Source organism: Micromonospora sp. WMMD735, assembly GCF_049178995.1.
In the GTDB taxonomy this organism is placed as follows: Bacteria; Actinomycetota; Actinomycetes; order Mycobacteriales; family Micromonosporaceae; genus Micromonospora; species Micromonospora wenchangensis.
In genome coordinates this window covers 6,302,453-6,325,621 of sequence record NZ_JBMHMJ010000002.1, presented here as the reverse complement: position 1 = coordinate 6,325,621, position 23,169 = coordinate 6,302,453, and the positions used below count along the sequence as shown (strand labels likewise).

Genomic DNA, 23,169 nt, shown 5'->3' with positions numbered 1-23,169 from the left:
GCGGACACCACCGCCCGTTCCCCGCCGGGGAACGGGCGGCCGGTCGCCGGGCGGCGGCGTCGAGCGGTGTCGACGGTCAGGTGGCGGGAAGCACTTTGGCGGCGAGCTTCGCCAACTCGCGCAACGCCTTGCCCCGGTGGCTGATCGCGTCCTTCTCCTGCGGGGTCAGCTCCGCGTTGGTCCGCTCCTGGCCGTCGCCCACGAAGATCGGGTCGTACCCGAAGCCGCCCTCGCCGCGCGGGGCGCGCAGCAGCCGGCCGGGCTGGCGGCCGTCGACCAGGTGCTCCTTGCCGCCGGGCAGCACCAGCGCCACGGTGCAGACGAACGACGCCCCCCGGTGCTCGTCGGGCAGGTCGGCGATCTGGTCCAGCACCAGTTGCAGGTTGGCCCGGTCGTCGCCGTGCCGACCCGCCCAACGGGCGCTGAACACCCCGGGCATGCCGTTGAGCGCGTCGACGGCGATGCCGGAGTCGTCGGCGATGGTGGGCAGGCCGGTGCGCCGGCAGCCCTCCCGCGCCTTGATCAGGGCGTTCTCGCCGAAGGTGAGGCCGGTCTCGGGCAACTCCGGGTACTCCTCGACGTCGTCGAGGCCGAGCAGGGCGATCCGGTGCGCGCCGAGCGCGCCGTCGAGGATGCGCTGCAACTCCACCAGCTTCTTACGGTTGCGGGTGGCGAGCAGGACCTTGTTCATGATGCGAGAGCCTTCCGCTGCGCCTCGGCCAGTTCCAGACAACCCAACGACGCGACGTCCAGCAACGCGTCGAGCTGCGCCCGGGAGAAGACGCCGTCCTCACCCGTGCCCTGCACCTCGACGAAGTCGCCCTCGCCGGTGCAGACGACGTTCATGTCCACCTCGGCGGCCACGTCCTCGACGTAGCAGAGGTCGAGCAGCGGCTCGCCCGCGACGATCCCGACGCTGACCGCGGCCACCGACCGGTGCATCACCTTCTCCGGCTTACCGGCCAACGACTTGCGGCCGGCGAGCCAGCGCACCGCGTCGTAGAGGGCCACGTACGCGCCGGTGATGGAGGCGGTACGGGTGCCGCCGTCGGCTTGGAGCACGTCGCAGTCGAGCACGATCGAGTTCTCGCCGAGCGCCTTGAGGTCGACGCAGGCGCGCAGGCTGCGGCCGATCAGCCGGGAGATCTCGTGGGTCCGCCCACCGATCTTGCCGCGCACGCTCTCCCGGTCGGAGCGGGTGTTGGTGGCCCGGGGCAGCATCGCGTACTCGGCGGTCACCCAGCCGAGCCCGGAGCCCTTGCGCCAGCGGGGCACGCCCTCGGTGACGCTCGCCGTGCAGAGCACCCGGGTGCCGCCGAACTCGACGAGCACCGAGCCCTCCGGGTGGGTGCTCCAGCCCCTGGTCAACGTCACCGGTCGGAGTTGGTCGGGCCGCCGCCCGTCAGGTCGTGCCATCCCTGCACCCTATGCGGTCGCATGATCGGCGCATGCCCGGGTGGGCTCAGACGTCGTAGCTGGCGCCGGCCCGCACCACTTCCAGCGGCCCGGTGAACGCCCCGGCCGCCGAGGCGATGGTGTGCGACTCGCTGCCCCAGGCCGCCACCAGGTGGGTCAGCAGCAGCCGGCCCACCCCCGCCTTGGTGGCCGTCTCGCCCGCCTCCCGGCCGGTGAGGTGCAGATCCGGGGGGTTGTCCACCCCGTCGAGGTAGCTGGCCTCGCAGAGGAAGACGTCGGCGTCCTGGGCGAGCCGCAGCAGCGCGTCACAGGGTGCGGTGTCCGAGGAGTAGCAGAGCACCCGGCCCTCGTGCTCCAGCCGCACCCCGTACGTCTCGATGGGATGGTTGACCCGGTCGACGGTGACGGTGAACGGGCCGATCGGGAAGGTGCCCGGCTGGAGGCCGTAGAACTGGTAGACGTCCTCGACGGTGCTGTCGTCCTGGCCGTAGGCGGTGGCGAGCCGGTCCGGGGCGCCCGGCGGCGCGTAGACCGGCAGCGGCGGGTAGGGGCCGTCCGGGGCGTACCGGCGGACCACGACGTACGACGCGGCGTCGAGGATGTGGTCGCAGTGCAGGTGGGTCAGGAGGATGGCGTCCGGGGCGTGCAGGCCGGCGTACCGCTGGAGGGTGGACAGCGAGCCCGGCCCGAAGTCGACGAGCAGCCGGAAACCGTGCGCCTCGACGAGGTAGGCGGAGCAGGGGGATTCGGGGCCGGGGAAGCTTCCCGCACAGCCCAGGACGGTCAGCCGCATCCGGTCGCCCCACAATTACGGTACGTAGTCGACACGCCGGAGTCAGCACCGATTATGATCTCTACCGACGCGTACGCCACGCTGCGCAGCCTACGCGCAGCGACCGCAGGGCAAGAATCATCTTCTGGAAGTTGTCATCAACGTGACACCCGCGGGGGCCGGCCGACGCCTCCGCCGACCGACCCCACGACGGGTCAGGCCCAGAGCTGCCCCTCCAGGGCGCTCTCCGCGTCGGCGAGGGTGCCGCCGTACGCGCCTGTGGAGAGGTACTTCCAGCCACCGTCACAGACCACGAAGGCGACGTCGGCCCGCCGGCCGTCCCGGACCGCCTCGTGCGCCACCGACAGGGCGGCGTGCAGGATCGCCCCGGTGGAGAAACCGGCGAAGATCCCCTCCACCTCCACCAGCTGCCGGGTACGCAGCACCGCGTCCCGGGTGCCGACGGAGAAGCGCCTGGTGAGCACCGACGCGTCGTACAACTCGGGGACGTAACCCTCGTCGATGTTGCGCAGGCCGTAGACGAGTTCGCCGTAGCGTGGCTCGGCGGCCACCACCTGGATGCCCTCGACCTTCTCCCGCAGGAACCGCCCGGTGCCCATCAGGGTGCCGGTGGTGCCCAGGCCCGCCACGAAGTGCGTGATGGTGGGCAGGTCGTGCAGCAGCTCCGGGCCGGTGGTCTCGTAGTGGGCGCGGGCGTTGGCCTCGTTGCCGTACTGGTAGAGCATCACCCAGTCCGGGTGGTCGACCGCGATCTGCTTGGCGGTGGCGACCGCCTGGTTCGAGCCGCCCGCCGCCGGCGAGAAGATGATCTCCGCGCCGTACATCCGGAGCAGTTGGACCCGCTCGGTGGAGACGTTCTCCGGCATCACGCAGACCAGCCGGTAGCCGCGCAGCTTGGCCACCATGGCCAGCGAGATGCCGGTGTTGCCGCTGGTCGGCTCCAGGATGGTGTCCCCGGGCCGGAGCCGGCCGGACTGCTCCGCCGCGCGGACCATGAACAGGGCCGCGCGGTCCTTGATGCTGCCGGTCGGGTTCCGGTCCTCCAGCTTGGCCCACAGCCGCACCGGCGGTGCCCCGTCGGGCACCGTCGGCGAGAGCCGGGGCAACCCCACCAGGGGGGTGCCGCCGCAGGCGTCGAGTAGGCTGTCGTACCGCGCCATGACGCCCGCCCTCAGCGGAGGGCGACGGCCGCGCGCCGTGCCGCCACCGCCGCGGTGGCCGCACGGTGCTGGCTGATCGCCGCCGCGGCGGCGAAGCCGAACGCCCCACCGGCGACGGCCGGCAGGACGGTGACGCTGTCGCCGTCGTTGAGCTTGGCGTCCAGCGCGCCCAGGAAACGGACGTCCTCGTCGTTGACGTAGACGTTGACGAAGCGGTGCAGCGCGCCGGCGTCGGTGACCAGCCGGGCCTTCAGACCGGCGTGCCGGGTGTCCAGGTCGGTGAGCAGGTCGCCCAGGGTGTCCCCGGCGCCCTCGACGACCTTCTCGCCGCCGGTGTAGCTGCGCAGGATGGTGGGGATGCGAACCTCGATGGCCATGACGTACTCCTTGGTCGGGTGTGCCTCGGTGCCGGACGGAACAGGGTGAGCGGAGCTGGGGTCAGCTGCCGGAACACTCGTAGTCGACCGTCGCCGGGCTCTGCCCGAACATGTAGGACTGGACCGCGTGCGGATCCACCCCGGCGTCCACGATCCGCACCGGCTCCTCGGTCACCACGCCGTCGACAATCCGGAAGGAGCGGATCTCCTCGGTGTCCGGATCGCGGGTCGAGACCAGCAGGTAGTGCGCGCCCGGCTCACCGGCGAAGGCGACGTCCGTGCGGGACGGGTACGCCTCGGTGGCGGTGTGCGAGTGGTAGATGACGACGGGTTCCTCGTCGCGGTCGTCCATCTCCCGCCACACCCGCAGGTGCTCCATCGAGTCGAACTCGTAGAAGGTCATCGAGCGGGCCGCGTTGTCCATCGGGATGTGCCGGGTCGGGGTGTCGCCGCCGACGGGTCCGGCGACCACCCCACACGCCTCGTCCGGGTGGTCCCGGCGCGCGTGGGCGACGATCGCGTCGACGATCGACCGGTCGATGCTCAGCACGTCGACCAGCCTAGCGCCCACCCGCCGCGCCCGGCGAGGCGGTGACCGTCACAGTTCAGTCGATCATGGCGTTGAGCAGGGATTCCTGCAGATAACCCAGATAGGCGTAGACCGACAGTTGGAACACCCTTGACGACGTGGGGTCGTCGGCGACCGCGTCGTCGAGCTCCTCGCCCAGGTCGGTGCCGTCCTTGATCTCCAGCCGGACGCCCATCGCCAGCCGGGCGTCGTTGAGCGCCCGCAGCCACGCCTCGGCCGCCTCGGCGTCCAGCCGCACCTCGCCACCGGCCGACTCGGGCAGCGCGGCCAGCACCGCGCCCGCCTGGTCGATCTTGGCGGTCTTCAGGTCGCCCTCGGTGTACCGGCGGAACTCCGCCGTGCCGGCCGGATCGTCCGGGTAGGCGTCGGGGAAGAGCCGCCCGACGACCGGGTCGGTGTGGTCGAACCCGTCGGTGAGCAGGCCGACCACCTCGGTGGCGACCTTGCGCAGCACCCGGACCTCGTCGACGGCGAAGGTCGCCACGTAACAGCCGCCCTGGCGGCGGAACATGCTCACCCCGTCAACCTCCATCGCCACCGCCGGAACCGCGGACCTGGCTCACTCCTCGCGCTCACGACCACCCCGGTTCGCGACTGCGGGGCTCGCAAACCCGGCTCACTCCTCGCGCTCACGACCACCCCGCTTCGCGACTGCGGGGCTCGCAAACCCGGCTCACTCCTCGCGCTCACGACCACCCCGCTTCGCGACTGCGGGGCTCGCAAACCCGGCTCACTCCTCGCGCTCACGACCACCCCGCTTCGCGACTGCGGGGCTCGCAAACCCGGCTCACTCCTCGCGCTCACGAACGGTCCACCGTCGCCCAGAGGCCGTAGGCGTGCAACTGCGACGCGTCGTGCTCCATCCGCTCCCGGGCGCCGCTGGAGACCACCGCCCGGCCCTTGTGGTGCACGTCCAGCATCAGCTTCTCGGCCTTCTCCCGGCTGTACCCGAACAACTTCTGGAAGACCCAGGTCACGTACGTCATGAGGTTGACCGGGTCGTCCCAGACGATCGTCACCCACTGCCGGTCCTCGACCGGCACCTCGTCGGTGTCCGGCGTCTCGACCGGGGCAACCTGTGGAGCGGCCATGCCCCCCATCGTGCCACCGGAAGTGGCGATCCGATGAACCGGAACGCCGGGGCGGCCCCGATCACCCTCCCGAGCTGCGCAAATCGGGAGGGCTGCGGACACGGCGGGGACAGGCACCGGGACGCTCGGTTCAGGCGAGCAGGATGCCGTGGTCGACGGCGTCGGTGAGCACCGCGTCGAGCGCGAGCCGGAACGCCTCGAACCGCCGGGACACCTCGCGGGACAGCTCCAACTCGACCTCACGCAGCGCCCGTTGCGCCCAGGAGCGGGCCGCGTTCGGATCGTCGTTGCCGGGGCTGCGCCAGTGCTGCCAGCACCCGCCGGACAGGGCGACCCCGATCCGGGGCAGCACCTCGGTGCGGGGCGCGCCGGGATGACCGAGCAGGGCGTCCAGGGCGCCGGCCCCGGGCAGCACCGCCACCCCGGCGGTGCCGGTGACCAGGAGCACCCGGTCCAGTTCCTGACCGGACGGATGGTCGGCCAGCCCCCACCGGACGGCCGCGCCGATGCGCTGGCGTACCCCCTCGGCCAGCGGTGCGCCGAAGATCCGGACGGTGGCCCCGTCGAGGATGTCCCGCACGGCGCGGTCCTGCTGCTCGGTCGCGAGCAGGGAGAGCGCCTCCAACTCCCGGTCGAGCAGTTGCGGCAGACCCGCGCAGCCCACCCCGAAGACGATCTCCTGGACGGTCCGCAGATGGATGTTGGCCAGTTCGAGCGCGAGCTGCTGGCGGATGCGGCGGGCGCGGAGCCGGCTCTGCCGCTCCAACCCGTCGGCCCAGTCGTCGCCGGGCGCATCGGGGGCCACCGGCACCCGCCCGTGCGCCCCGGGCGGCACGGGTGGCCGGGAACTCGCCCGGCGCAGCCCTTCGATGGCCGACCAGCCGACCAGCGCCCGGCGCAGGGCCGGGTGCTCGGCCCGGTGCACGGGATACCAGTTGGCCTCGGCTAGCCCCGGCACGGCGGCCAGCAGCGTGGCCCGGTGCGCCGCGACGGTCACCGCCACCGGGTCGACCGGGCCGCCGGCCGGGGGCCCGCCGGGCGACGTCGGGAGCGCCACCCCGGTGTCGTCGGTCGCGGCCGGCTCCGCCGCCGCCCAACCGCCCGCGCCGGGGGTCACCACGAAGAAGACCCGTACCCGGGTACGCGCGACCTCGGTGAGCAGGTGCAGGTCGGCGGCGGTGAAGGCCTGGTCGGCGCCGATCACGAACAGCAGCGCGCCGGACCTGACGACCGCGTCGAGCAGGACCCGGCCGCCGGCCACGCCGAGGGTGTCGGTGTCCGGGGTGTCGAGCACGGCGAAGTGCCGCAGCAGCTGTTCCGGCAGGCTCAACTCGACCCGGCGTGGCGCGCGGGCCAGCGCCGGGCCGGCGGCGGCCTGGTCCGCGCTGTAGGAGTGCGGCTGCCGGTAGCCGGGCACGTACGCCGCCCGGGTGGCCACCCGGGCGTGCCGGACCAGCAGGTGGCTGCCCGCCGGGGTGACGAGCATCCCGGCGGGGACCCCGAGCAGCGCGGCGAGCACCTCCCGGCGGGCCGCCCCGGCGGGGCCGGCGGCCACCACGGCGAGCGGCTCGTCGGGATCCGCCTCGGCGGCCGGCGGCTCGGCCGGGATCGGGCCCCGGGCCGGCAGCCCGACGGCGTCGGGATGGTCGGACGGGTCGTCGGTCATGTCGACCCCGGGGAGTGGACCGGGCTGCATTCGGCCTCCGCTCGACGCGGGCGACTGGCTGCGCCCGCGGTAGGACGTCCGATAGGTGACGATGGGCTGCGGGAAGGTTACGGGCAGCACCCGGCTTCGCCGGAACATCTCGGGTACTCAGCAGTAACTGCGACATTACTCAACTTCACAGCGTCACCGGGTATCTCCGGACCGATTTACATCGATATGCTGCTCGGATGAGTCGGTGGAGTTTCGTCGGCCGAACGGATGAACTCAACCGTCTGTTGGCAGCGGTGCGTGAGGGGCGGGGGCACGGGCTCTTCTTCAGCGGCAGCGCGGGCATCGGCAAGAGCCGGTTGCTCCGCGAGGCGGTGGCCGCACTGCCTCCCGAGCGGTACGCGCTGTCGTTCGTCGCGGCCAGCACGGCCACCGCGGCGCTGCCGTTCGGCGGGCTCGCCCCGGTGCTGCCGGCCGAGCAGCCACCCGGGCTCTCCCCCGCCGGGGTACTGCGCTGGGGCGTCGACGTGCTCCAGGAGCAGGCGGCGGGGCGGCGCATCGTGCTCGCCATCGACGACGCCCATCTGCTCGACCCGCCCTCGGCGGCGCTGGTCCACCTGCTCGCCCGCGCCGAGAACTCCACCGTGCTGGGCACGCTGCGCAGCGGCGAGCAGATCCCGCTGCCGATCCGGGCACTGTGGACCGACGACATGGTCGCGCACGCCGAGCTGGCCCCGCTCGGCCCGGGCGAGACCACCGGCCTGCTCGCCGCCCTGCTGGACGGCCCGGTCGACGCCAGCACCGCCGAGCGGCTGTTCCGGCTCTCCGCCGGCAACCCGCTGCTGCTACGGGAGCTGGTGCTGGCCGCCACCACCGGAGGTGAACTGGTCCGCCCCTACGGGGTGTGGCGGTGGACCGGCCGGCTGGAGCTGGCCCCCAGCCTCACCGACCTGATCGACACCCGGATCGGCCGGTTGGACCCGGAGGTCCGGGCGGTGGTGGAGCTGGTCGCCTTCGGCGAGCCGCTCGGCCTGCGCCTGCTCGACCGGGCCGCCGACCCGGCGGCCGTGGAGGTCGCCGAGGAACGCGGGCTGATCACCGTCGTACCCGACGACCGGCGGATCGACGTCCGGCTCGCCCACCCGCTGTACGGCGAGGTGATCCGCCGTCGCTGCCCGGTCAGCCGGACCCGCCGCCTGAAGGCCCAGCTCGCCGAGCGGGTGGAGTCGGCCGGTGCCCGCCGCCGGGGCGACCTGCTCCGGGTGGCGGTGTGGCGGCTCGACTCCGGCACCGCCCAGGACCCGGCCCTGCTGCTGCACGCGGCCGTCCAGGCGTTCACCCGGTACGACGTGCCGTTGGCCACCCGGCTGGCCCGGGGCGCGCTCGTCGCCGACGGCGGCTACGACGCCGCCGAACTGCTCGCCACCATCCTGATGTTCGGCGACCGGCCGGACGAGGCGATCGCGGTGCTCGACGCGGTGGCCGACGACATCGTCTGCGAACACCGACGCAGTCGCTGGCTCACCGTGCGTGGGATGGTCAGCTACTGGGGGCTCAGCGACCGGTCCACCGTGGACACCATCGCGGCGGCCGGGCACGCCCTGACCGACCCCGGGCACCAGGCCCGGGTGCGCGCCTTCGAGGCGATCATGCGGCTGCACGGCCTGGAGGTCGACACCGCACTGCGGCTCGGCCGGTCGGTGCTGGACCGGCCCGCCGCCAGCGTCGCCGCCCGCGAGCTGGCCCGGTGCACCATCGCCCACGCCGACGCGGTGCGCGGCCGGTTCCGGGCCAGCGCCACGGCTGTCGACCGGGTGCAGGCGGAGGCGGCGAACTGGCGGGCCGACATGCCGTACCTGCAACTGGCCATGGAACTGGCCCGGGGCACCCGGCTGGCGCTCTCCGGTGACGTGGCCGGCATCGACGCCATCGTGGCCGACGAGTTCGCCGACCAGGCCGGCGCCGGGGACTTCCGGCTCGGCACCGGCTACCTGTCCATCCTCCAGGCGTACGCGGCGCGGCTGCGCGGTCGTGGCGACGACGCGCTCAAGGCCAGCCTCGGCGCGTGCGCGGTGCTCGCCACCAGCCGGGTCTTCGCGGGACTGGCGCACGCCGAGCGGGCGCAGGCGGCGGTGCTGCGCGGTGACCCGGCCACCGCCGTGGAGGCGATGGCGGAGGCCGACCGGACCCAGGCCCCGGGCATGGCGGTGCTCCAGCCGTGGCTGGAGCAGGCGCGGGCCGCGGTGCTGGCCGCCGGGGGTGACCTGGCCGGGGCGGTGCGGCACCTCGGCACGCTGGTCGACCGGTTGCGCGCCGACGGGTTCGCCGGCCACGAGGTGCTGGTGCTGCACGACCTGGTCCGGCTCGGCCGGGCCACCGCCCCGGTCGGGCCGACCTGCACCGACGGCAGCCGGCGTACGGTGGCACAGCGGTTGACCGAACTCTCCGAGACCGTCGACGGGGCGCTGACCCCGTTGCTCGCCCGGTACGCGCGGGCCGCCGCCGCCCGGGACGGCGAGGCCCTGCTGGAGGTGGCGGACGGCCTCACGAAGCTGGACCTGACGGTCTGGGCGGTCGACGCCACGGCGACGGCGCTGCACGGCTGGCGACGGGAGCGCTCGACGTCGGCCGCCGCCGCGCACGAACGGCTCGCCGCCCTGCTCACCCGCTGCGACCAGATCCGTACCCCGGCGCTTACCGCGTTACGGCCCACGCTCAGCGGCCGGGAGCTGGAGGTAGCCGCACTCGCCGCCGCCGGGGTGACCAGCCGGGCCATCGCGGGCCGGCTGTTCCTGTCGCCCCGGACGGTGGAGAACCATCTCCAGCGGGTCTACAGCAAGCTCGGCATCACCGGCCGGGCCGAGTTGGGTGCGGCGCTGCGGGCGATCCCGGGCCACGGCGACGCCCCGACCGGCTGAACTCTAGGCTGGGCTGGTGAGCCACCTTCGCCCCGCGCTGCTGACCGACCACTACGAGCTGACCATGGTCAGTGCCGCCCTGCGCGACGGCACCGCCGACCGCCGGTGCACCTTCGAGGTGTTCAGCCGACGCCTGCCCACCGGACGCCGGTACGGGGTGGTCGCGGGGACCGGCCGCCTGATCGACATGGTGAGGGAGTTCCGGTTCGCCCCCGAGGAGGTCGAGTTCCTGCTCCGCACCGGGGTGGTCGACGAGCCGGCCGCCCGCTGGCTGGCCGACTACCGGTTCACCGGCGACATCGACGGGTACGCCGAGGGCGAACTGTTCTTCCCCGGCTCACCGATCCTCACCATCTCCGGCGGCTTCGCCGAGTGCGTGGTGCTGGAGACGCTGGTGCTGTCGGTGCTCAACCACGACTGCGCGGTGGCCGCGGCGGCGGCCCGGATGGTCACCGCGGCCCGGGGCCGGGCCCTGATCGAGATGGGTTCCCGGCGGGCCCACGAGGAGGCGGCGGTGGCCGCCGCGCGGGCGGCGTACCTGGCCGGGTTCCGGTTCACCTCCAACCTCGCCGCCGGCCAGCGGTACGGCATCCCCACCGCCGGGACGGCCGCGCACGCGTTCACCCTGCTGCACGACGACGAGCGGACGGCGTTCGCCTCGCAGGTTGCCACGTTGGGCCGGGACACCACGCTGCTGGTCGACACGTACGACATCAGCCAGGGCATCCGGACCGCCATCGAGGTGGCCGGGCCACAGCTACGGGCAGTCCGGATCGACTCCGGCGACCTCGCGGTCATCGCCCAGCAGTCCCGGGAGCTGCTCGACTCGCTCGGCGCCACCGAGACGAAGATCATCGTTTCGGGGGATCTCGACGAGTACGCCATCGCCGCGCTCGCCGCCGAACCGGTCGACATGTACGGCGCGGGCACCGCCGTGGTCACCGGCTCCGGCGCGCCCACCGCCAGCCTGGTCTACAAGCTGGTCGAGGTGGACGGCCGGCCGGTGGTCAAGCGTTCCGAGAACAAGGGCACGATCGGGGGCCGGAAGGTCGCGGTTCGCCGGCACAAGCCCACCGGCACCGCCACCGAGGAGGTCGTCGTCTCGCAGGGCGTACCGGACCGGCAGGCCAACGACCGGCTGCTGCAGCACTCGTACGTGGTCGACGGCGAACCGGTCGACCTGCCGGGCATCGAGCAGTCCCGCGAGCACCTGCGCCAGTGCCTGATCTCCATCCCGTGGGAGGGGTTGAAGCTCTCCGCAGGTGATCCGGCGATCCCGGTCACGGTCGTGCCGGCCGGTTGAGCCGCCGGGGCAGACTGGGTCGTGCCGCAGGTGGATCACCGGCGGCGAACGGAGAGGAAGGGCACCGATGGCCAACGCTCTGATCATCGTGGACGTGCAGAACGACTTCTGTGAGGGCGGTTCCCTCGCCGTCACCGGGGGCGCGGGCGTCGCCGCCGGCATCTCGGGCCTGCTGGCCGGGGAGCCGCGACGGTGGGACCACGTGGTCGCCACCAAGGACTACCACGTCGACCCGGGGGCGCACTTCGGCGACCCGCCGGACTATGTCGAGTCGTGGCCCCGGCACTGTGTGGTCGGCACCCCGGGCAGCGAGTTCCACCCCGACCTGGTGACCGACCGGGTCGAGGCGATCTTTCACAAGGGCGAGCACGCCGCCGCGTACTCCGGGTTCGAGGGGCACGCCGACGACGGCGAGTGCCTGGCCGACTGGCTGCGCCGGCACGACGTGGACCGGGTCGACGTGGTCGGCATCGCCACCGACCACTGCGTGCGGGCCACCGCCCTGGACGCCGCCCGGGAGGGCTTCGCCACCACCGTGCTGCTCGACCTGACGGCGGCGGTCGCGCCGGCGACGCTGGACGTGGCGCTGCGCGCGATGGACGGCGCCGGGGTGACCCTGCGCGGGGAGCCGGTGATCAGCGCCGCATGAGCCGGTAATCGCTTGCCGATGTCGTACCCCCGGTCCAGGATGACCGCCGGAGGTACGGAGCATCATGACGTTGACGCCTTACCGGCAGGCCCTGGCCCAGCCCGGCCTGCGGGCCCTGCTGCTGGTCGCGGTGCTGGCCCGCATCCCGCTCACCGCGACGGGGGTGACGCTCACCTTCTACGTGGTGCTGGAGCTGGGCCGGGGTTACGGTGCCGCCGGCCTGGTCGGTGCCGCGTCGGTCGCCGGCACCGCCATCGGCTCGCCCCTGCTGGGCCGGTTGGTCGACAGGCGTGGTCTGCGTCCGGTGGTCGCGGTGACCACCGTCGTCGAGGCGGCCTTCTGGGCGAGCGCCCCGACGTTGAGCCTGCCACTGCTGCTGCCCGCCGCGTTCGTGGCCGGGCTGTTCGCGCTGCCGGTCTTCTCGGTGGTCCGGCAGTCGATCGCCGCGCTGGTGCCGGCCCAGCGCCGCCGCCCCGCGTACGCGCTGGACTCGATGTCGATGGAGCTGTCCTTCATGATCGGGCCGGCGCTGGCCGTGGCGCTGGCCACCGCCGTCTCGCCCCGGGTCACGCTCTGGGCGGTGGGCGCGGGCATCGTCGGCGCGGGGATCGTCATCTGGCTGCTCGATCCGCCCATCCGCAGCGCGGACGAACCGGTCGGTCCGCAGCCCCGGGTGCCCCGGCGGCAGTGGCTGACCAGCCGCCTGCTGGCGGTGTTCGCGGTGAGCACCGCCGCGACCCTGGTGCTCGGCGGCACCGACGTGGCGGTGGTGGCGGTGCTGCGGGCCGGCGGCGAGGTCGGCTGGACGGGCGCGGTGCTCACCGCCTGGGCGATCGCCTCGCTGGTCGGCGGCTTCGCGTACGGTGCCGTCCGCCGCTCCTTCTCCCCGCTGGCCCTGGCCGCCCTGCTCAGCCTCTGCACCATCCCGGTCGGGTTGGGCGGCGGCCACTGGTGGCTGCTCTGCCTGACCCTGCTGCCGGCCGGCGCGCTCTGCGCTCCCACCATCGCCGCCACCGCCGACGCGGTCAGCCGGCTCGCCCCCGCCGGGGTACGCGGTGAGGCGATGGGCCTGCACGGCTCCGCCACCACGGTCGGCATCGCGCTCGGTGCTCCGCTGGCCGGCGCGGTGATCGACGCCTCGGTGCCGCTCTGGGGCTTCGTGGTCACCGGGGCGGTGGGGCTGCTGGTGACCCTGGTGGTCCTGCCGACCGAGCTGCGTCACCGCCGCCCGCCCGTCGCCCCGGCATCCACCCTGTCCGCGCCGGCACCAGAACCGGCACCGGCCGCCTGAGCCACCGCCCACCGCCTGTACCCGCGTCACGGCCGGCGGTGCAACGGGTAGCCGGCTTTGGCGGCGCGCTGCCGGTCGCGTCCGACACCGTCCGTTCCCCGTGGTCCGGAGTCGCCGTCAACCGCGACGCCCGCCGCCCGGAAACATGACCTGCGCGCGAGCGGTATGCCTCAGCGTCATAATTATGCAGCTCAGGCATAGCGCCCCGTGGAGAGTGGTCCCCCGCAGGTCCGCACCAGGGGAGGCACGACCGGGCCGTGATCCCCGCCGGCCCTCAACCCCGGTCATCCCGAGGAAGAGCCGAAGGGCACCACGCAAGCGAAGGGCACCGCGAAAAGCGAAGGGCACCGCGCCCCGGTGGGGTGCGGTGCCCTTCGGTGGTTCGTGCCGGGCGGTCAGCGCTGGTCGAGGTTCCCGGCGGTGTCCTCCTGGTAGCTGGCGCCGCCGTTGACCTCGCTGGTCAGCGGCTTGGCACCACCCTCCGGCGGGCCGGCGAGGCTCTGCCCGGCGGCCAGCTCGGGGAACTTCGCGTCGAACGCCGGGCGCTCGGAACGGATCCGGGGCATCCGGTCGAAGTTCCGCAGCGGCGGCGGGGAGCTGGTCGCCCACTCCAGCGAGTTGCCGTGGCCCCACGGGTCGTCCACCTCGACGACCGGCCCGGTCTTGTACGACTTCCAGCAGTTCCAGATGAACGGCAGGGTCGAGATACCGGTGATGAACGCGCCGATCGTGGAGATCATGTTGAGCGTGGTGAAGCCGTCGCCGGGCAGGTAGTCGGCGTACCGGCGGGGCATGCCCTCGGCGCCGAGCCAGTGCTGCACCAGGAAGGTGGTGTGGAAGCCGATCATCGTGAGCCAGAAGTGGATCTTGCCCAGGCGCTCGTCGAGCATCCGGCCGAACATCTTCGGGAACCAGAAGTAGATGCCGCCGAAGACGGCGAACACGATGGTGCCGAAGAGCACGTAGTGGAAGTGCGCCACGACGAAGTAGTTGTCGTGCAGGTGGAAGTCGAGCGGCGGGCTGGCCAGCAGCACCCCGGTCAGACCACCGAAGAGGAAGGTCACCAGGAAGCCGATGGCGAACAGCATCGGCGTCTCGAAGGTGATCTGGCCCCGCCACATGGTGCCGATCCAGTTGAAGAACTTCATGCCGGTCGGCACGGCGATCAGGTAGCTGAGGAAGCTGAAGAACGGCAGCAGCACCTGGCCGGTGGCGAACATGTGGTGCGCCCAGACGCTCATCGACAGGGCGGCGATGGCGATGGTGGCGGCGACGAGGCCCTTGTAGCCGAAGATCGGCTTGCGGGAGAAGACCGGGATGATCTCGGTGATGATGCCGAAGAACGGCAGCGCGATGATGTACACCTCGGGGTGGCCGAAGAACCAGAAGAGGTGCTGCCACAGCATCGGGCCGCCGGTGGCCGGGTCGTAGACGTGCGCGCCGAGCAGCCGGTCCGCGGCCAGCGCGAAGAGCGCGGCGGCCAGCAGCGGGAAGACCAGGATCGCCAGCAGGCTGGTGACCAGCATGTTCCACGTGAAGATCGGCATCCGGAACATGGTCATGCCGGGGGCGCGCAGGGTCAGGATCGTGGTGATCAGGTTGACCGCGCCGAGGATGGTGCCCAGACCGGAGATGGCCAGGCCGACGACCCACATGTTCGCGCCGACGCCGGGCGAGTGCTCGATGCTGCTCAGCGGGGTGTAGGCGGTCCAGCCGAAGTCGGCGGCGCCACCCGGGCTGAGGAAGCCGGCGGTCGCCATCGTGCCGCCGAACAGGTACAGCCAGTAGGCGAAGGCGTTCAGCCGGGGGAACGAGACGTCGGGGGCGCCGATCTGCAACGGCACGACGTAGTTGGCGAACGCGAACACGATAGGCGTCGCGAAGAACAGCAGCATGATCGTGCCGTGCATGGTGAACAGCTGGTTGTACTGCTCCGGCGACAGGAACTGCATGCCCGGCCGCGCCAGCTCGGCTCGCATGATCAGGGCCATCAGGCCACCGATCATGAAGAACACGAACGCGGTGACCATGTACATGATCCCGATCTGCTTCGCGTCCGTGGTGCGCAGCAGCCGCGCGATGGCCGACCCCTTGACCGGCTCTCGGACCGGCCAGGGCCGGGTCACGACCGGCTTGGGTGCGACGGTGGTCACGAATGGCCTCCGGTTCTCGGTTGTCCCGCTCGGCACGCCTCGTCAACTGCGGGCCGTCATCCGAAAGGATGTTAGTCCCCGGCAGGTGGCAGCACCGCTCGGGGTGCTCTGGCACCATGTCCGGTCACCCGGCACACCTACAGCGGGTCGACCAGGAGCCGGTAGTGCTCGCCGAAGATCCGCCCGCCCCGCCCGCGCAGCAACGGGTCGCGCAGCGCCGGCGGCACGTCCCGGGTGCGGTTGCGGTCGCGGGTCCGGTCCCGCACCCATCGGGTACGCGGACGACGCCGGCTCTCGTACGCGACCAGGGCCGCCTCGACGCTGCCGGCGGCGCGCAGCGACTCGGCGAGGACCACCGCGTCCTCCAGCGCCATCGCGATCCCCTGGGACAGGGTGGGCGCGGTGGCGTGCGCCGCGTCGCCGACCAGCAGCACCCGGCCCCGGTGCCAGCGGCCCAGCTCGACCTCGTCGGTGAGCCCGACCTGCACGTCGCGCCAGGCGGCCAGCACCGCCGGGACCGGCCCGCCGTAGCCGCCGAAGAGTTCGTGCAGCCGGGCCACCGGATCGGCCGGGGCGACGGTGCCGGCCTCGTCGGCGTAGCAGTAGAGCCGGCCGGCGCCGAGCGGCACCACGAGGAAGCCGGCCCGCCGGCCGAGCAGCGCCGTCCAGTCGGGCACGTCCGGGCCGTCGCGCACCACGCCCCGGTAGACCACCTGACCGGCGGGGCGGGGCGGACCGCCGAGCGCGGCCAGGGAGCGGACCGCCGAGCGGGGCCCGTCGGCACCGATCACCAGGTCGTACTCGCCGCCGGTGCCGTCGGTGAAGGTGACCGCGACCCCGGCGGGCAGCAGTTCGACGGTGCTCACCTCGGCGCCGTGCCGCACGGCGCCCCCGGCACCGCTGAGCAGCACCTGGTAGAGGTCACGGCGGGGCAGCGCCCGGCACTCCCCCACCTCGGCCCAGAGCGTGTCGAGGTCCACCTCGCAGAGCGGGTCGCCGGCGGCGTCGAGGAAGCGCTGGCGGTGGATCACCTGCCCGAGCGGGCGGACCGGGCCGTCGAGGTCGAGCCGGCGCAGCGCGCGGGCGGCGTTGCCGGGCAGGTAGAGGCCGGTGTCGGCCAGTTCGTTCGGGGGGAGTTTCTCGGTGACGTCCGGCCGGAAGCCGGCCAACCGCAGGGCCCGGGCGACGGCCAGACCGGCGATGCCCGCGCCGACGACGAGGATGCGCAGGGGGGAGCCACGCATGGTGGTGAACGCCTCCGGAGGGGATCGGTACGCGGTGAAGGCAAGACACTACTCCGCGCGATCGACGCACACCAGAGCCGATGATCCCCCCGTCCGGCACCCTCCGAACCGGACAGAAAGTTGTCCAGCCCACTGAACGGGGTTCGATCGAAGAATACCCATCGGCCGGATGCCGTTCGTCTCACTACAGTGACGGCGTGACAACGGACGAGTCATACCGCTCGGTCAAGTCGGCGGGTCGGGCACTGGACGTGCTGGAGGCGCTCGCCACCCCGGACGGCCCCCGCTCACCGGTGGAGCTGAGCCGGGCGCTGGGCATTCCCAAGAGCAGCCTGCACGCCATCCTGCGGACCCTGCTCGACCGCGAGTGGGTGGCCGCCGATCCGACCGGCACCCGATTCTCGGTGGGGTTGCGGGCGCTGGAGGTCGGCGCGACGTTCCTGGCCGGCGCGGACGTCGCCGCCCTGCACGAGGTGACCCTGGACCGGCTGGCCGAGTTCTCCGGCGAGACGGTGCAGCTCTACCGGCTCGACCGGGGCGCGGTGGTGCTGCTGGCCCGGCGGGACTCGGCGCACGTCGTCCGGCCGGTCTGCGCGGTGGGCCGACGGCTGCCCGCGCACGCCACCGCGGCCGGCAAGGCGCTGCTCGCCGCGCGGTCCGACGAGGAGGTGGACCGGCTGTTGCAGTGGCCGCTGCCGGCGGTGACCGGGCGGACGGTCACCACGCCGGAGGCGCTGCGCGCCGAGTTGGCCGCGGTGCGGCGGCGGGGCTGGGCCGAGGAGTGGGAGGAGTACGGTCCGGGGCTGGCGGCGGTGGCGGTGGCCGTACCGCTGCGGGAACCGGCGGTGGACGCGATCTCGGTGGCCGCGCCGGTGGACCGGCTGGGGCCGGAGGTACGGACGCGGTTGGCGGCGGTGCTGCGGGAGGCGGTGGCGCAGGTTCGGACGGCACGCACGCTGCTCGCGCCCAACCTGTAGAACACGGTTCACGTACGGGGACGAGATCGGCTGTCCACTTAACCGGTTCAGTTGCACAGCAGTTTCAAGTATGTAAATGTGTTCGAGACCGTGGGAGCGCTCCCGGTCATGTCCGACACACCTCCGGCGCCCCCGCGCCGCAGCCAAGGAGCATCATGAAGCGTCCATTGCGGGCCCTCGCCGCCGCCGGCCTCCTGGCCGTCGGCACGATCGTGGCCGTCGCCGTCGGCGGCACCGCCTCCGCCGACACCCAGATCTGTGAGCAGTACGGCTCCACCGTCATCGGCGGCCGGTACGTGGTCCAGAACAACCGCTGGGGCACCACCGCCCAGCAGTGCATCAACGTCACCGGCAGCGGCTTCAGCATCACCAGCCAGCAGGGTTCCGCCCCGACCAACGGGGCCCCGGTGTCGTACCCGTCGATCTTCGTCGGCTGCCACTACACCAACTGCTCGCCGGGCACCAACCTGCCGGCCCAGGTGAAGTCGATCAGCAGCGCGCCGGGCAGCATCTCCTTCAACTACGTCGGCGGGGCGATCTACGACGCCGCCTACGACATCTGGCTCGACCCGTCGCCCAAGCGGGACGGGGTCAACGCCATGGAGATCATGATCTGGTTCAACCGGCAGGGCAGCATCCAGCCGATCGGCTCGCCGGTGGGCAACACGAACATCGCGGGCCGCAGCTGGGAGGTGTGGCGCGGCAACAACGGCGGCAACAACGTCATCTCGTACGTCGCCCCGTCGGCGATCCAGAGCATGAGCTTCAACGTGCTGGACTTCATCGCCGACACCCGCAACCGGGGGGCGATCACCAACGACTGGTACCTGACCAGCATCCAGGCCGGTTTCGAGCCCTGGCAGGGCGGTGCGGGGCTGGCCGTCACCAACTTCTCCCAGACCGTCAACACCGGCGGCAACCCGCCGCCCACCACCGCCCCGCCGACCACGCCCCCGCCCACCGGTGGCGGCTGCGCGGTGAAGTACACCTCCAACTCGTGGAACAACGGCTTCACCGCCGACGTGACCATCACCAACCGGGGCGCAAGCGCCATCAACGGCTGGACGCTGACCTACAACCTGCCCAGCGGGCAGCAGGTCACCAGCTCCTGGAACGCCACCGTCAGCCAGAGCGGGTCGACGGTGACCGCACGCAACGCCGCGCACAACGGCAGCATCTCCCCCGGTGGCACCGCCAGCTTCGGCTACCAGGGCTCGCTGAACGGGACGTACTCGGCGCCGACCAGCTTCTCGCTCAACGGCGTCGCCTGCTCCCGCGCCTGACCCCACACCACCCACCACCACGCGGGGGCGTGACCGGCAGGTCACGCCCCCGCACCCCGTCCGGGCTCAGCCGCCCAGGGCGTCGATGTCGCGCATCTCCTCGGCGGTCAGCGAGAAGTTCCAGATGTCGACGTTGGCGCGGATGCGTTCCGGGGTGACCGACTTGGGGATCACCACGATCTCGTGGTCGACGTGCCAGCGCAGCACCACCTGCGCCGGGGAGACGTCGTGCGCGGCGGCGATCCGGGTCAGCACCGGATCGGCCAGGTCGCTGGCCTTGAACGGGCTGTAGCCCTCCAGCACGATCCCCCGGTCCCGGTGCTCGGCGTGCCGCTGCCGGTCGTACAGCGACGGGCTCCACCGGATCTGGTTGACCGCCGGGTTCTCCTCGGTCGCCTGGATCAGCTCGTCGAGCTGGGCGGTGGCGTAGTTGCTCACCCCCACCGCCCGGGTGAGGCCCGCGTCCCGGGCGGCCAGCAGCTCCCGCCAGACCGGGATGCTGTCCGCCGGTGACGACGGCGGCCAGTGGATCAACCAGAGGTCGACGTGGTCGGTGCCCAGCGCCCGCAGGCTCGCCTCGATCGTCTCCCGTTCCCGGCCGACCCGGTCCGGCGGCAGCTTGGTGGTGATGAAGACGTCCTCGCGGCGCAGCCCGCTCTCCCGCACCGCCCGGCCCACCTCCTCCTCGTTGCCGTACATCGTGGCGGTGTCGATGTGCCGGTAGCCGGCGTCCAACGCGGCCAGCACGGCGTCGTAGCCGGCCCGGCCGGTCGCCTGCCAGGTGCCGAACCCGAGCAGCGGCATCCGGACGTCACCGGGGAGCAGGGCGGTGGGTTGGTCGAGATCCATGCCGACGGTTCTACCCGTGATCGGCGCGGGCATGCCGGGCGAGCGGCGAACCCGGGCCGATTGCCGGAGAATGCCGGTGTGCCGAGCACCGACCGGGCCGACGGCGAGGAGCACCGTGTACCTGACCCATCTGGAGTGTCCCCGCTGCGGCCGGGAGCACGACGCCCACCGGCTCACCAACCTGTGCGACTGCGGGTCACCGCTGCTGGCCCGCTACGACCTGGCGGCGGTGGCCGCCGCCGTGACGCCCGAGCGGTTCGGGCTGCGCCCGGCCGACCTGTGGCGTTACCGGGAGCTGCTGCCGGTGGCCGACGAGCGGCACGTCACCACGTTGGGTGAGGGCTGGACGCCGCTGTGGCGCGCGCCTGCGTACGGCCACGAGATCGGCGTGGCCGACCTGATCGTCAAGGACGAGGGGCTCACCCCGACCGGGTCGTTCAAGGCCCGGGGTGCCGCCGTCGGCGTGAGCCGGGCCCGCGAGCTGGGCGTACGACGGTTCGCCATGCCCACCAACGGCAACGCCGGAGCGGCCTGGGCGACGTACGCGGCGCGGGCCCAGATGGCGGCGACCATCGTGATGCCGCTGGACGCCCCGACCATCTGCCGGCGCGAGTGCGTGGCCGCCGGTGCCGACCTGATCCTGGTGGACGGGTTGATCAGCGACGCCGGAAGACGGGTGGCCGAGCTGGTGGCCGGCGCGGACGGGGCGGTCTTCGACGCCGGGACGCTGCGCGAGCCCTACCGGCTGGAGGGCAAGAAGACGATGGGGTACGAGATCGTCGAGCAGCTCGGCTGGCAGGTGCCCGACGTGATCATCTATCCGACCGGTGGCGGGGTGGGCCTGATCGGCATCCACAAGGCCCTGCACGAGCTGCGGGAACTCGGCTGGGTGAGCGACCGGCTGCCCCGGCTGGTGGCGGTGCAGTCGACGGGCTGCGCGCCGATCGTCAGGGCCTTCGCCGCCGGTGAGGAGCGGGCCCGCCCCTGGGCCGGCGCGCACACCGTGGCGTTCGGGATCACCGTGCCGGCACCGCTCGGCGACGAGCTGATCCTGACCGCGCTACGGGAGAGCGGCGGGACGGCGGTCGCCGTCGACGACGCGGAGATCCTCACCGACCTGCGGGAGTTCGCCGCCCGGGAGGGGCTGCTGCTCTGCCCGGAGGGGGCGGCCTGCCTGACCGCCGCCCGGCACCTGCGGGCCGGGGGCTGGATCCGCCCCGACGAGCGGGTGGTGGTGCTGAACACGGGGTCGGGGCTGAAGTATCCGGAGACGGTGGACGTCTCCGCCGTACCCGTGGGCTGACCGCCGCCGGCCGGCGTCCCGGTGCGCGGGAGGCCGGCCGGCGGCGGATGCGGGTCAGAGGGCGGGGTCAGGACGTCGGCGGTTCGTCCTCGCCGGCGGCCTCCGCCGCGTCGGCCTCCTCCTTGGTGTGGTGCACCACCTGGTCGGCGTGCTCCGGCGGGCCGTAGACCGTGTAGAGCACCAGCGGGTTCGGCCCGGTGTTGACGAAGTTGTGCTTCGTCCCGGCCGGCACCACCACCAGGTCGCCCTGGGCGACCTCCCGGGTCTCGCCGCCGACCCGGGCCTCCCCGGTGCCGCTGACGAAGGTCAGGATCTGGTCGATCCCGTCGTGGACCTCCGCACCGATCTCCCCGCCCGGCGGAATGGTCATGATCACCAACTGGGTCTTCTCGCCGGTCCACAGCACCCGGCGGAAGTCCGGGCTCTTCTCGGCGACCGTCGCGATCGTGAAATGCTCCATGTTCCGCTCATACCCGCAACGGCGACGGATCACGCCGGGTCGTGCAGATGAGGCAATTCCCGGCCCCGGGCAGGTTTGACCGCCGTCAGATCGGGCAACGAGCACCCCAGACCGGAGCGGGGGACCGCACCGGTCGCACCAGGTCCCCGCTGGCGTACCGCCGGAATGGCTGCGGTGGTGGGAGACGGTCGGAGCGCGGCGACGGACGGCCGGTGTGCCGTACGGCGCCGTGCGCCCGTATCCGCCGGCCTCAGGCCAGGACCGCCAGGTGGAACGGACGGTCCGAGACACTGCCGTCGGTGGCGAACGTCTTGACGAACACCCCGTTCGGGATTCCCGTCCGACCGACCACGCTGATCCCACCGGGTGGCGCGAGCCCGGCGCTGCCCGCCAACCCGATCGTGCCCACGTAGCCGGCGGTGCTGACGTCCTGGTCGAAGACGACCTGGTACATGCCGGGGGCGAGCCGGGTGGCCGACGCCGCGCCGAGCCCCCGGGCCAGGGTGCCGTTGGCGTGCACCACGGCGTAGAGCATCCGGGCCGAGGCGGGCAGCCCCACCCGCCGGTCGCCGGCCAGTTGGGAATCGGCCAGGGCCAGGTCGGTGCGGCAGGGAACGGGCTGGCTGACCGGGCGACGCCGGGAACCGGTGCTGGACATCGTGGTGCTCCTGCCTGCCGGCCACCTGCTGGGCCGGGAGCGATGGGGGATGGTGATCCGCACCGACCGAGCGGATCCGTACTTCGAAAATATGTCGGTTACACCTTTTGCGACCACTCGTCCAACTGTCTACTACCTGACACCCAACCACTGTGAGCTGCGAAAACGCGCCCGACGCGGGTCGTCGCCCACCGACGGCGGCGGCACAGGACAGCCCGGCCGGCCCCGGACCCGCTACCCCGTCCCACCGCCCCCGCCCGGACGACGGCCGGGGGCCGACGCCCCGGGGCTAGCCTGCTGGGGTGGCCCGCCTGCTGCTCGTCGAGGACGACCTGACCATCCGCACCCCGCTGGTCCGGGCGCTGCGCGACCGGGGGCACGCGGTGGCCGCCGCGTCGACCGCGATGGAGGGGCTACGGCACACCCTCGACGACCGGCCCGACCTCGTCGTGCTCGACCTCGGCCTGCCCGACCTCGACGGCGGCGAGCTGCTGCGGATGCTGCGCGCGGTCAGCGCCGTGCCGGTGATCGTGGCCACCGCCCGGGACGACGAACGGGAGATCGTCCGGCTGCTCGACGCCGGGGCGGACGACTACCTGGTCAAGCCGTTCACCGCCGCCCAGCTCGACGCCCGGGTCCGGGCGGTGCTGCGCCGGGGCGGGGCCGAGCGGCCCGACGGCGATCCGGTGCTGGTGGTCGGCGGGCTGCGCATCGATCCGCGCGCCCGCCAGGTCACCCTGGACGGCACGCCGGTGGAGCTGACCCCGCGCGAGTTCGACCTGTTGCACCACCTCGCCGCCCGCCCCGGCGCGGTGGTGACCAAACGGGAACTGCTCACCGAGGTCTGGCAGATCCCCTACGGCGGCGCGGACAAGACCGTCGACGTGCACCTGTCCTGGCTGCGCCGCAAGCTCGGGGAGAGCGCCCAGCAACCGCGCTACCTGCACACCGTACGCGGGGTCGGGGTACGGCTCACCGCGCCCGGGGCGTAGCGCGCGGGT

The 23,169-nt window shown here is 72.9% G+C and carries 22 protein-coding genes; 8 read left to right on the top strand and 14 right to left on the bottom strand.

What is annotated here, in order from left to right; all coding sequences use genetic code 11:
* Positions 1-76: 76 nt before the first annotated feature.
* From rdgB to ACN268_RS27660, 9 genes are all read right to left on the bottom strand, one after another.
* Entirely contained in the window at positions 77-691 is a 615-nt protein-coding gene (rdgB, locus tag ACN268_RS27700) for an RdgB/HAM1 family non-canonical purine NTP pyrophosphatase (protein ID WP_088641776.1), read from the bottom strand.
* A complete protein-coding gene (gene rph / locus ACN268_RS27695; protein WP_421485896.1) occupies positions 688-1,416 on the bottom strand; it encodes a ribonuclease PH in 729 nt (242 codons plus the stop codon). Before rph ends, rdgB begins: the two co-directional genes overlap by 4 nt.
* Before the next feature lie 46 nt (positions 1,417-1,462).
* Positions 1,463-2,209 carry an MBL fold metallo-hydrolase gene (locus ACN268_RS27690; RefSeq protein WP_421485895.1) on the bottom strand — a complete coding sequence of 249 codons (747 nt, stop codon included), beginning with the start codon at positions 2,207-2,209 and terminating at the stop codon, positions 1,463-1,465.
* 194 nt (positions 2,210-2,403) lie between these two features.
* Complete coding sequence (locus ACN268_RS27685) at positions 2,404-3,369, bottom strand: PLP-dependent cysteine synthase family protein (RefSeq protein WP_204927212.1); 966 nt, start codon at positions 3,367-3,369, stop codon at positions 2,404-2,406.
* An 11-nt stretch (positions 3,370-3,380) separates the two neighbouring features.
* Entirely contained in the window at positions 3,381-3,746 is a 366-nt protein-coding gene (locus tag ACN268_RS27680) for a MoaD/ThiS family protein (protein WP_377682195.1), read from the bottom strand.
* Positions 3,747-3,807: 61 nt separating this feature from the next.
* Entirely contained in the window at positions 3,808-4,296 is a 489-nt protein-coding gene (locus tag ACN268_RS27675; RefSeq protein WP_421485893.1) for a Mov34/MPN/PAD-1 family protein, read from the bottom strand.
* Positions 4,297-4,351: 55 nt separating this feature from the next.
* The gene (locus ACN268_RS27670) at positions 4,352-4,852 is read right to left on the bottom strand and encodes a DUF2017 domain-containing protein (protein ID WP_372444630.1); all 501 of its coding nucleotides are present in this window, start codon (positions 4,850-4,852) and stop codon (positions 4,352-4,354) included.
* Positions 4,853-5,135: 283 nt separating this feature from the next.
* Positions 5,136-5,426: an ATP-dependent Clp protease adapter ClpS gene (gene clpS, locus ACN268_RS27665; protein ID WP_088641781.1), complete on the bottom strand. Its 291-nt coding sequence runs from the start codon at positions 5,424-5,426 to the stop codon at positions 5,136-5,138.
* Positions 5,427-5,556: 130 nt separating this feature from the next.
* Complete coding sequence (locus ACN268_RS27660; RefSeq protein ID WP_421485892.1) at positions 5,557-7,122, bottom strand: hypothetical protein; 1,566 nt, start codon at positions 7,120-7,122, stop codon at positions 5,557-5,559.
* A 197-nt stretch (positions 7,123-7,319) separates the two neighbouring features.
* Here ACN268_RS27660 and ACN268_RS27655 point away from each other — a divergent pair, with 197 nt between their 5' ends.
* The 4 genes from ACN268_RS27655 to ACN268_RS27640 all read left to right on the top strand — a co-directional run bounded on the left by ACN268_RS27655 (position 7,320) and on the right by ACN268_RS27640 (position 13,241).
* Positions 7,320-9,998 (top strand): LuxR C-terminal-related transcriptional regulator, encoded by a 2,679-nt coding sequence (locus tag ACN268_RS27655; protein WP_421485891.1) that lies wholly within the window; start codon positions 7,320-7,322, stop codon positions 9,996-9,998.
* A 16-nt stretch (positions 9,999-10,014) separates the two neighbouring features.
* Positions 10,015-11,301 carry a nicotinate phosphoribosyltransferase gene (locus tag ACN268_RS27650; RefSeq protein ID WP_421485889.1) on the top strand — a complete coding sequence of 429 codons (1,287 nt, stop codon included), beginning with the start codon at positions 10,015-10,017 and terminating at the stop codon, positions 11,299-11,301.
* A gap of 67 nt (positions 11,302-11,368) precedes the next feature.
* Positions 11,369-11,950 (top strand): isochorismatase family protein, encoded by a 582-nt coding sequence (locus ACN268_RS27645; protein WP_421485887.1) that lies wholly within the window; start codon positions 11,369-11,371, stop codon positions 11,948-11,950.
* A 64-nt stretch (positions 11,951-12,014) separates the two neighbouring features.
* Positions 12,015-13,241 carry an MFS transporter gene (locus ACN268_RS27640; protein ID WP_421485886.1) on the top strand — a complete coding sequence of 409 codons (1,227 nt, stop codon included), beginning with the start codon at positions 12,015-12,017 and terminating at the stop codon, positions 13,239-13,241.
* Between the two features lie 395 nt (positions 13,242-13,636).
* On the opposite strand, the gene ctaD is transcribed toward ACN268_RS27640, so the two are convergent.
* Together ctaD and ACN268_RS27630 are read right to left on the bottom strand one after the other, a co-directional pair.
* Entirely contained in the window at positions 13,637-15,394 is a 1,758-nt protein-coding gene (ctaD, locus tag ACN268_RS27635) for a cytochrome c oxidase subunit I (RefSeq protein ID WP_421485884.1), read from the bottom strand.
* A 137-nt stretch (positions 15,395-15,531) separates the two neighbouring features.
* Positions 15,532-16,638: an FAD-dependent monooxygenase gene (locus tag ACN268_RS27630; protein WP_204927221.1), complete on the bottom strand. Its 1,107-nt coding sequence runs from the start codon at positions 16,636-16,638 to the stop codon at positions 15,532-15,534.
* Positions 16,639-16,835: 197 nt separating this feature from the next.
* Between ACN268_RS27630 and ACN268_RS27625 the strand changes: the two genes are divergently transcribed.
* Together ACN268_RS27625 and ACN268_RS27620 are read left to right on the top strand one after the other, a co-directional pair.
* The gene (locus tag ACN268_RS27625; protein ID WP_421485883.1) at positions 16,836-17,615 is read left to right on the top strand and encodes an IclR family transcriptional regulator; all 780 of its coding nucleotides are present in this window, start codon (positions 16,836-16,838) and stop codon (positions 17,613-17,615) included.
* Between the two features lie 155 nt (positions 17,616-17,770).
* Positions 17,771-18,898 carry a GH12 family glycosyl hydrolase domain-containing protein gene (locus ACN268_RS27620; RefSeq protein ID WP_421485881.1) on the top strand — a complete coding sequence of 376 codons (1,128 nt, stop codon included), beginning with the start codon at positions 17,771-17,773 and terminating at the stop codon, positions 18,896-18,898.
* A gap of 66 nt (positions 18,899-18,964) precedes the next feature.
* On the opposite strand, the gene ACN268_RS27615 is transcribed toward ACN268_RS27620, so the two are convergent.
* Positions 18,965-19,747, bottom strand: coding sequence for an aldo/keto reductase (locus ACN268_RS27615; RefSeq protein WP_421485880.1), 783 nt, complete (start codon positions 19,745-19,747; stop codon positions 18,965-18,967).
* 115 nt (positions 19,748-19,862) lie between these two features.
* Here ACN268_RS27615 and ACN268_RS27610 point away from each other — a divergent pair, with 115 nt between their 5' ends.
* A complete protein-coding gene (locus ACN268_RS27610) occupies positions 19,863-21,050 on the top strand; it encodes a threonine synthase (protein ID WP_421485878.1) in 1,188 nt (395 codons plus the stop codon).
* A 67-nt stretch (positions 21,051-21,117) separates the two neighbouring features.
* On the opposite strand, the gene ACN268_RS27605 is transcribed toward ACN268_RS27610, so the two are convergent.
* On the bottom strand, positions 21,118-21,510 hold the full coding sequence (locus ACN268_RS27605; protein ID WP_204927226.1) for a cupin domain-containing protein: 393 nt from the start codon (positions 21,508-21,510) through the stop codon (positions 21,118-21,120).
* A gap of 250 nt (positions 21,511-21,760) precedes the next feature.
* Positions 21,761-22,168 (bottom strand): hypothetical protein, encoded by a 408-nt coding sequence (locus ACN268_RS27600; protein ID WP_421485876.1) that lies wholly within the window; start codon positions 22,166-22,168, stop codon positions 21,761-21,763.
* Between the two features lie 302 nt (positions 22,169-22,470).
* Here ACN268_RS27600 and ACN268_RS27595 point away from each other — a divergent pair, with 302 nt between their 5' ends.
* Entirely contained in the window at positions 22,471-23,160 is a 690-nt protein-coding gene (locus ACN268_RS27595) for a response regulator transcription factor (protein ID WP_421485874.1), read from the top strand.
* The last annotated feature ends 9 nt before the right edge of the window (positions 23,161-23,169 follow it).

Coding starts and splice junctions, on each gene's coding strand:
- rdgB (WP_088641776.1), bottom strand. CDS start 691: ATGAACAAGGTCCTGCTCGCCACCCGCAACCGTAAGAAGCTGGTGGAG.
- rph (WP_421485896.1), bottom strand. CDS start 1,416: ATGGCACGACCTGACGGGCGGCGGCCCGACCAACTCCGACCGGTGACG.
- ACN268_RS27690 (WP_421485895.1), bottom strand. CDS start 2,209: ATGCGGCTGACCGTCCTGGGCTGTGCGGGAAGCTTCCCCGGCCCCGAA.
- ACN268_RS27685 (WP_204927212.1), bottom strand. CDS start 3,369: ATGGCGCGGTACGACAGCCTACTCGACGCCTGCGGCGGCACCCCCCTG.
- ACN268_RS27680 (WP_377682195.1), bottom strand. CDS start 3,746: ATGGCCATCGAGGTTCGCATCCCCACCATCCTGCGCAGCTACACCGGC.
- clpS (WP_088641781.1), bottom strand. CDS start 5,426: ATGGCCGCTCCACAGGTTGCCCCGGTCGAGACGCCGGACACCGACGAG.
- ACN268_RS27660 (WP_421485892.1), bottom strand. CDS start 7,122: ATGCAGCCCGGTCCACTCCCCGGGGTCGACATGACCGACGACCCGTCC.
- ACN268_RS27655 (WP_421485891.1), top strand. CDS start 7,320: ATGAGTCGGTGGAGTTTCGTCGGCCGAACGGATGAACTCAACCGTCTG.
- ACN268_RS27645 (WP_421485887.1), top strand. CDS start 11,369: ATGGCCAACGCTCTGATCATCGTGGACGTGCAGAACGACTTCTGTGAG.
- ACN268_RS27640 (WP_421485886.1), top strand. CDS start 12,015: ATGACGTTGACGCCTTACCGGCAGGCCCTGGCCCAGCCCGGCCTGCGG.
- ACN268_RS27630 (WP_204927221.1), bottom strand. CDS start 16,638: ATGCGTGGCTCCCCCCTGCGCATCCTCGTCGTCGGCGCGGGCATCGCC.
- ACN268_RS27620 (WP_421485881.1), top strand. CDS start 17,771: ATGAAGCGTCCATTGCGGGCCCTCGCCGCCGCCGGCCTCCTGGCCGTC.
- ACN268_RS27615 (WP_421485880.1), bottom strand. CDS start 19,747: ATGGATCTCGACCAACCCACCGCCCTGCTCCCCGGTGACGTCCGGATG.
- ACN268_RS27605 (WP_204927226.1), bottom strand. CDS start 21,510: ATGGAGCATTTCACGATCGCGACGGTCGCCGAGAAGAGCCCGGACTTC.
- ACN268_RS27600 (WP_421485876.1), bottom strand. CDS start 22,168: ATGTCCAGCACCGGTTCCCGGCGTCGCCCGGTCAGCCAGCCCGTTCCC.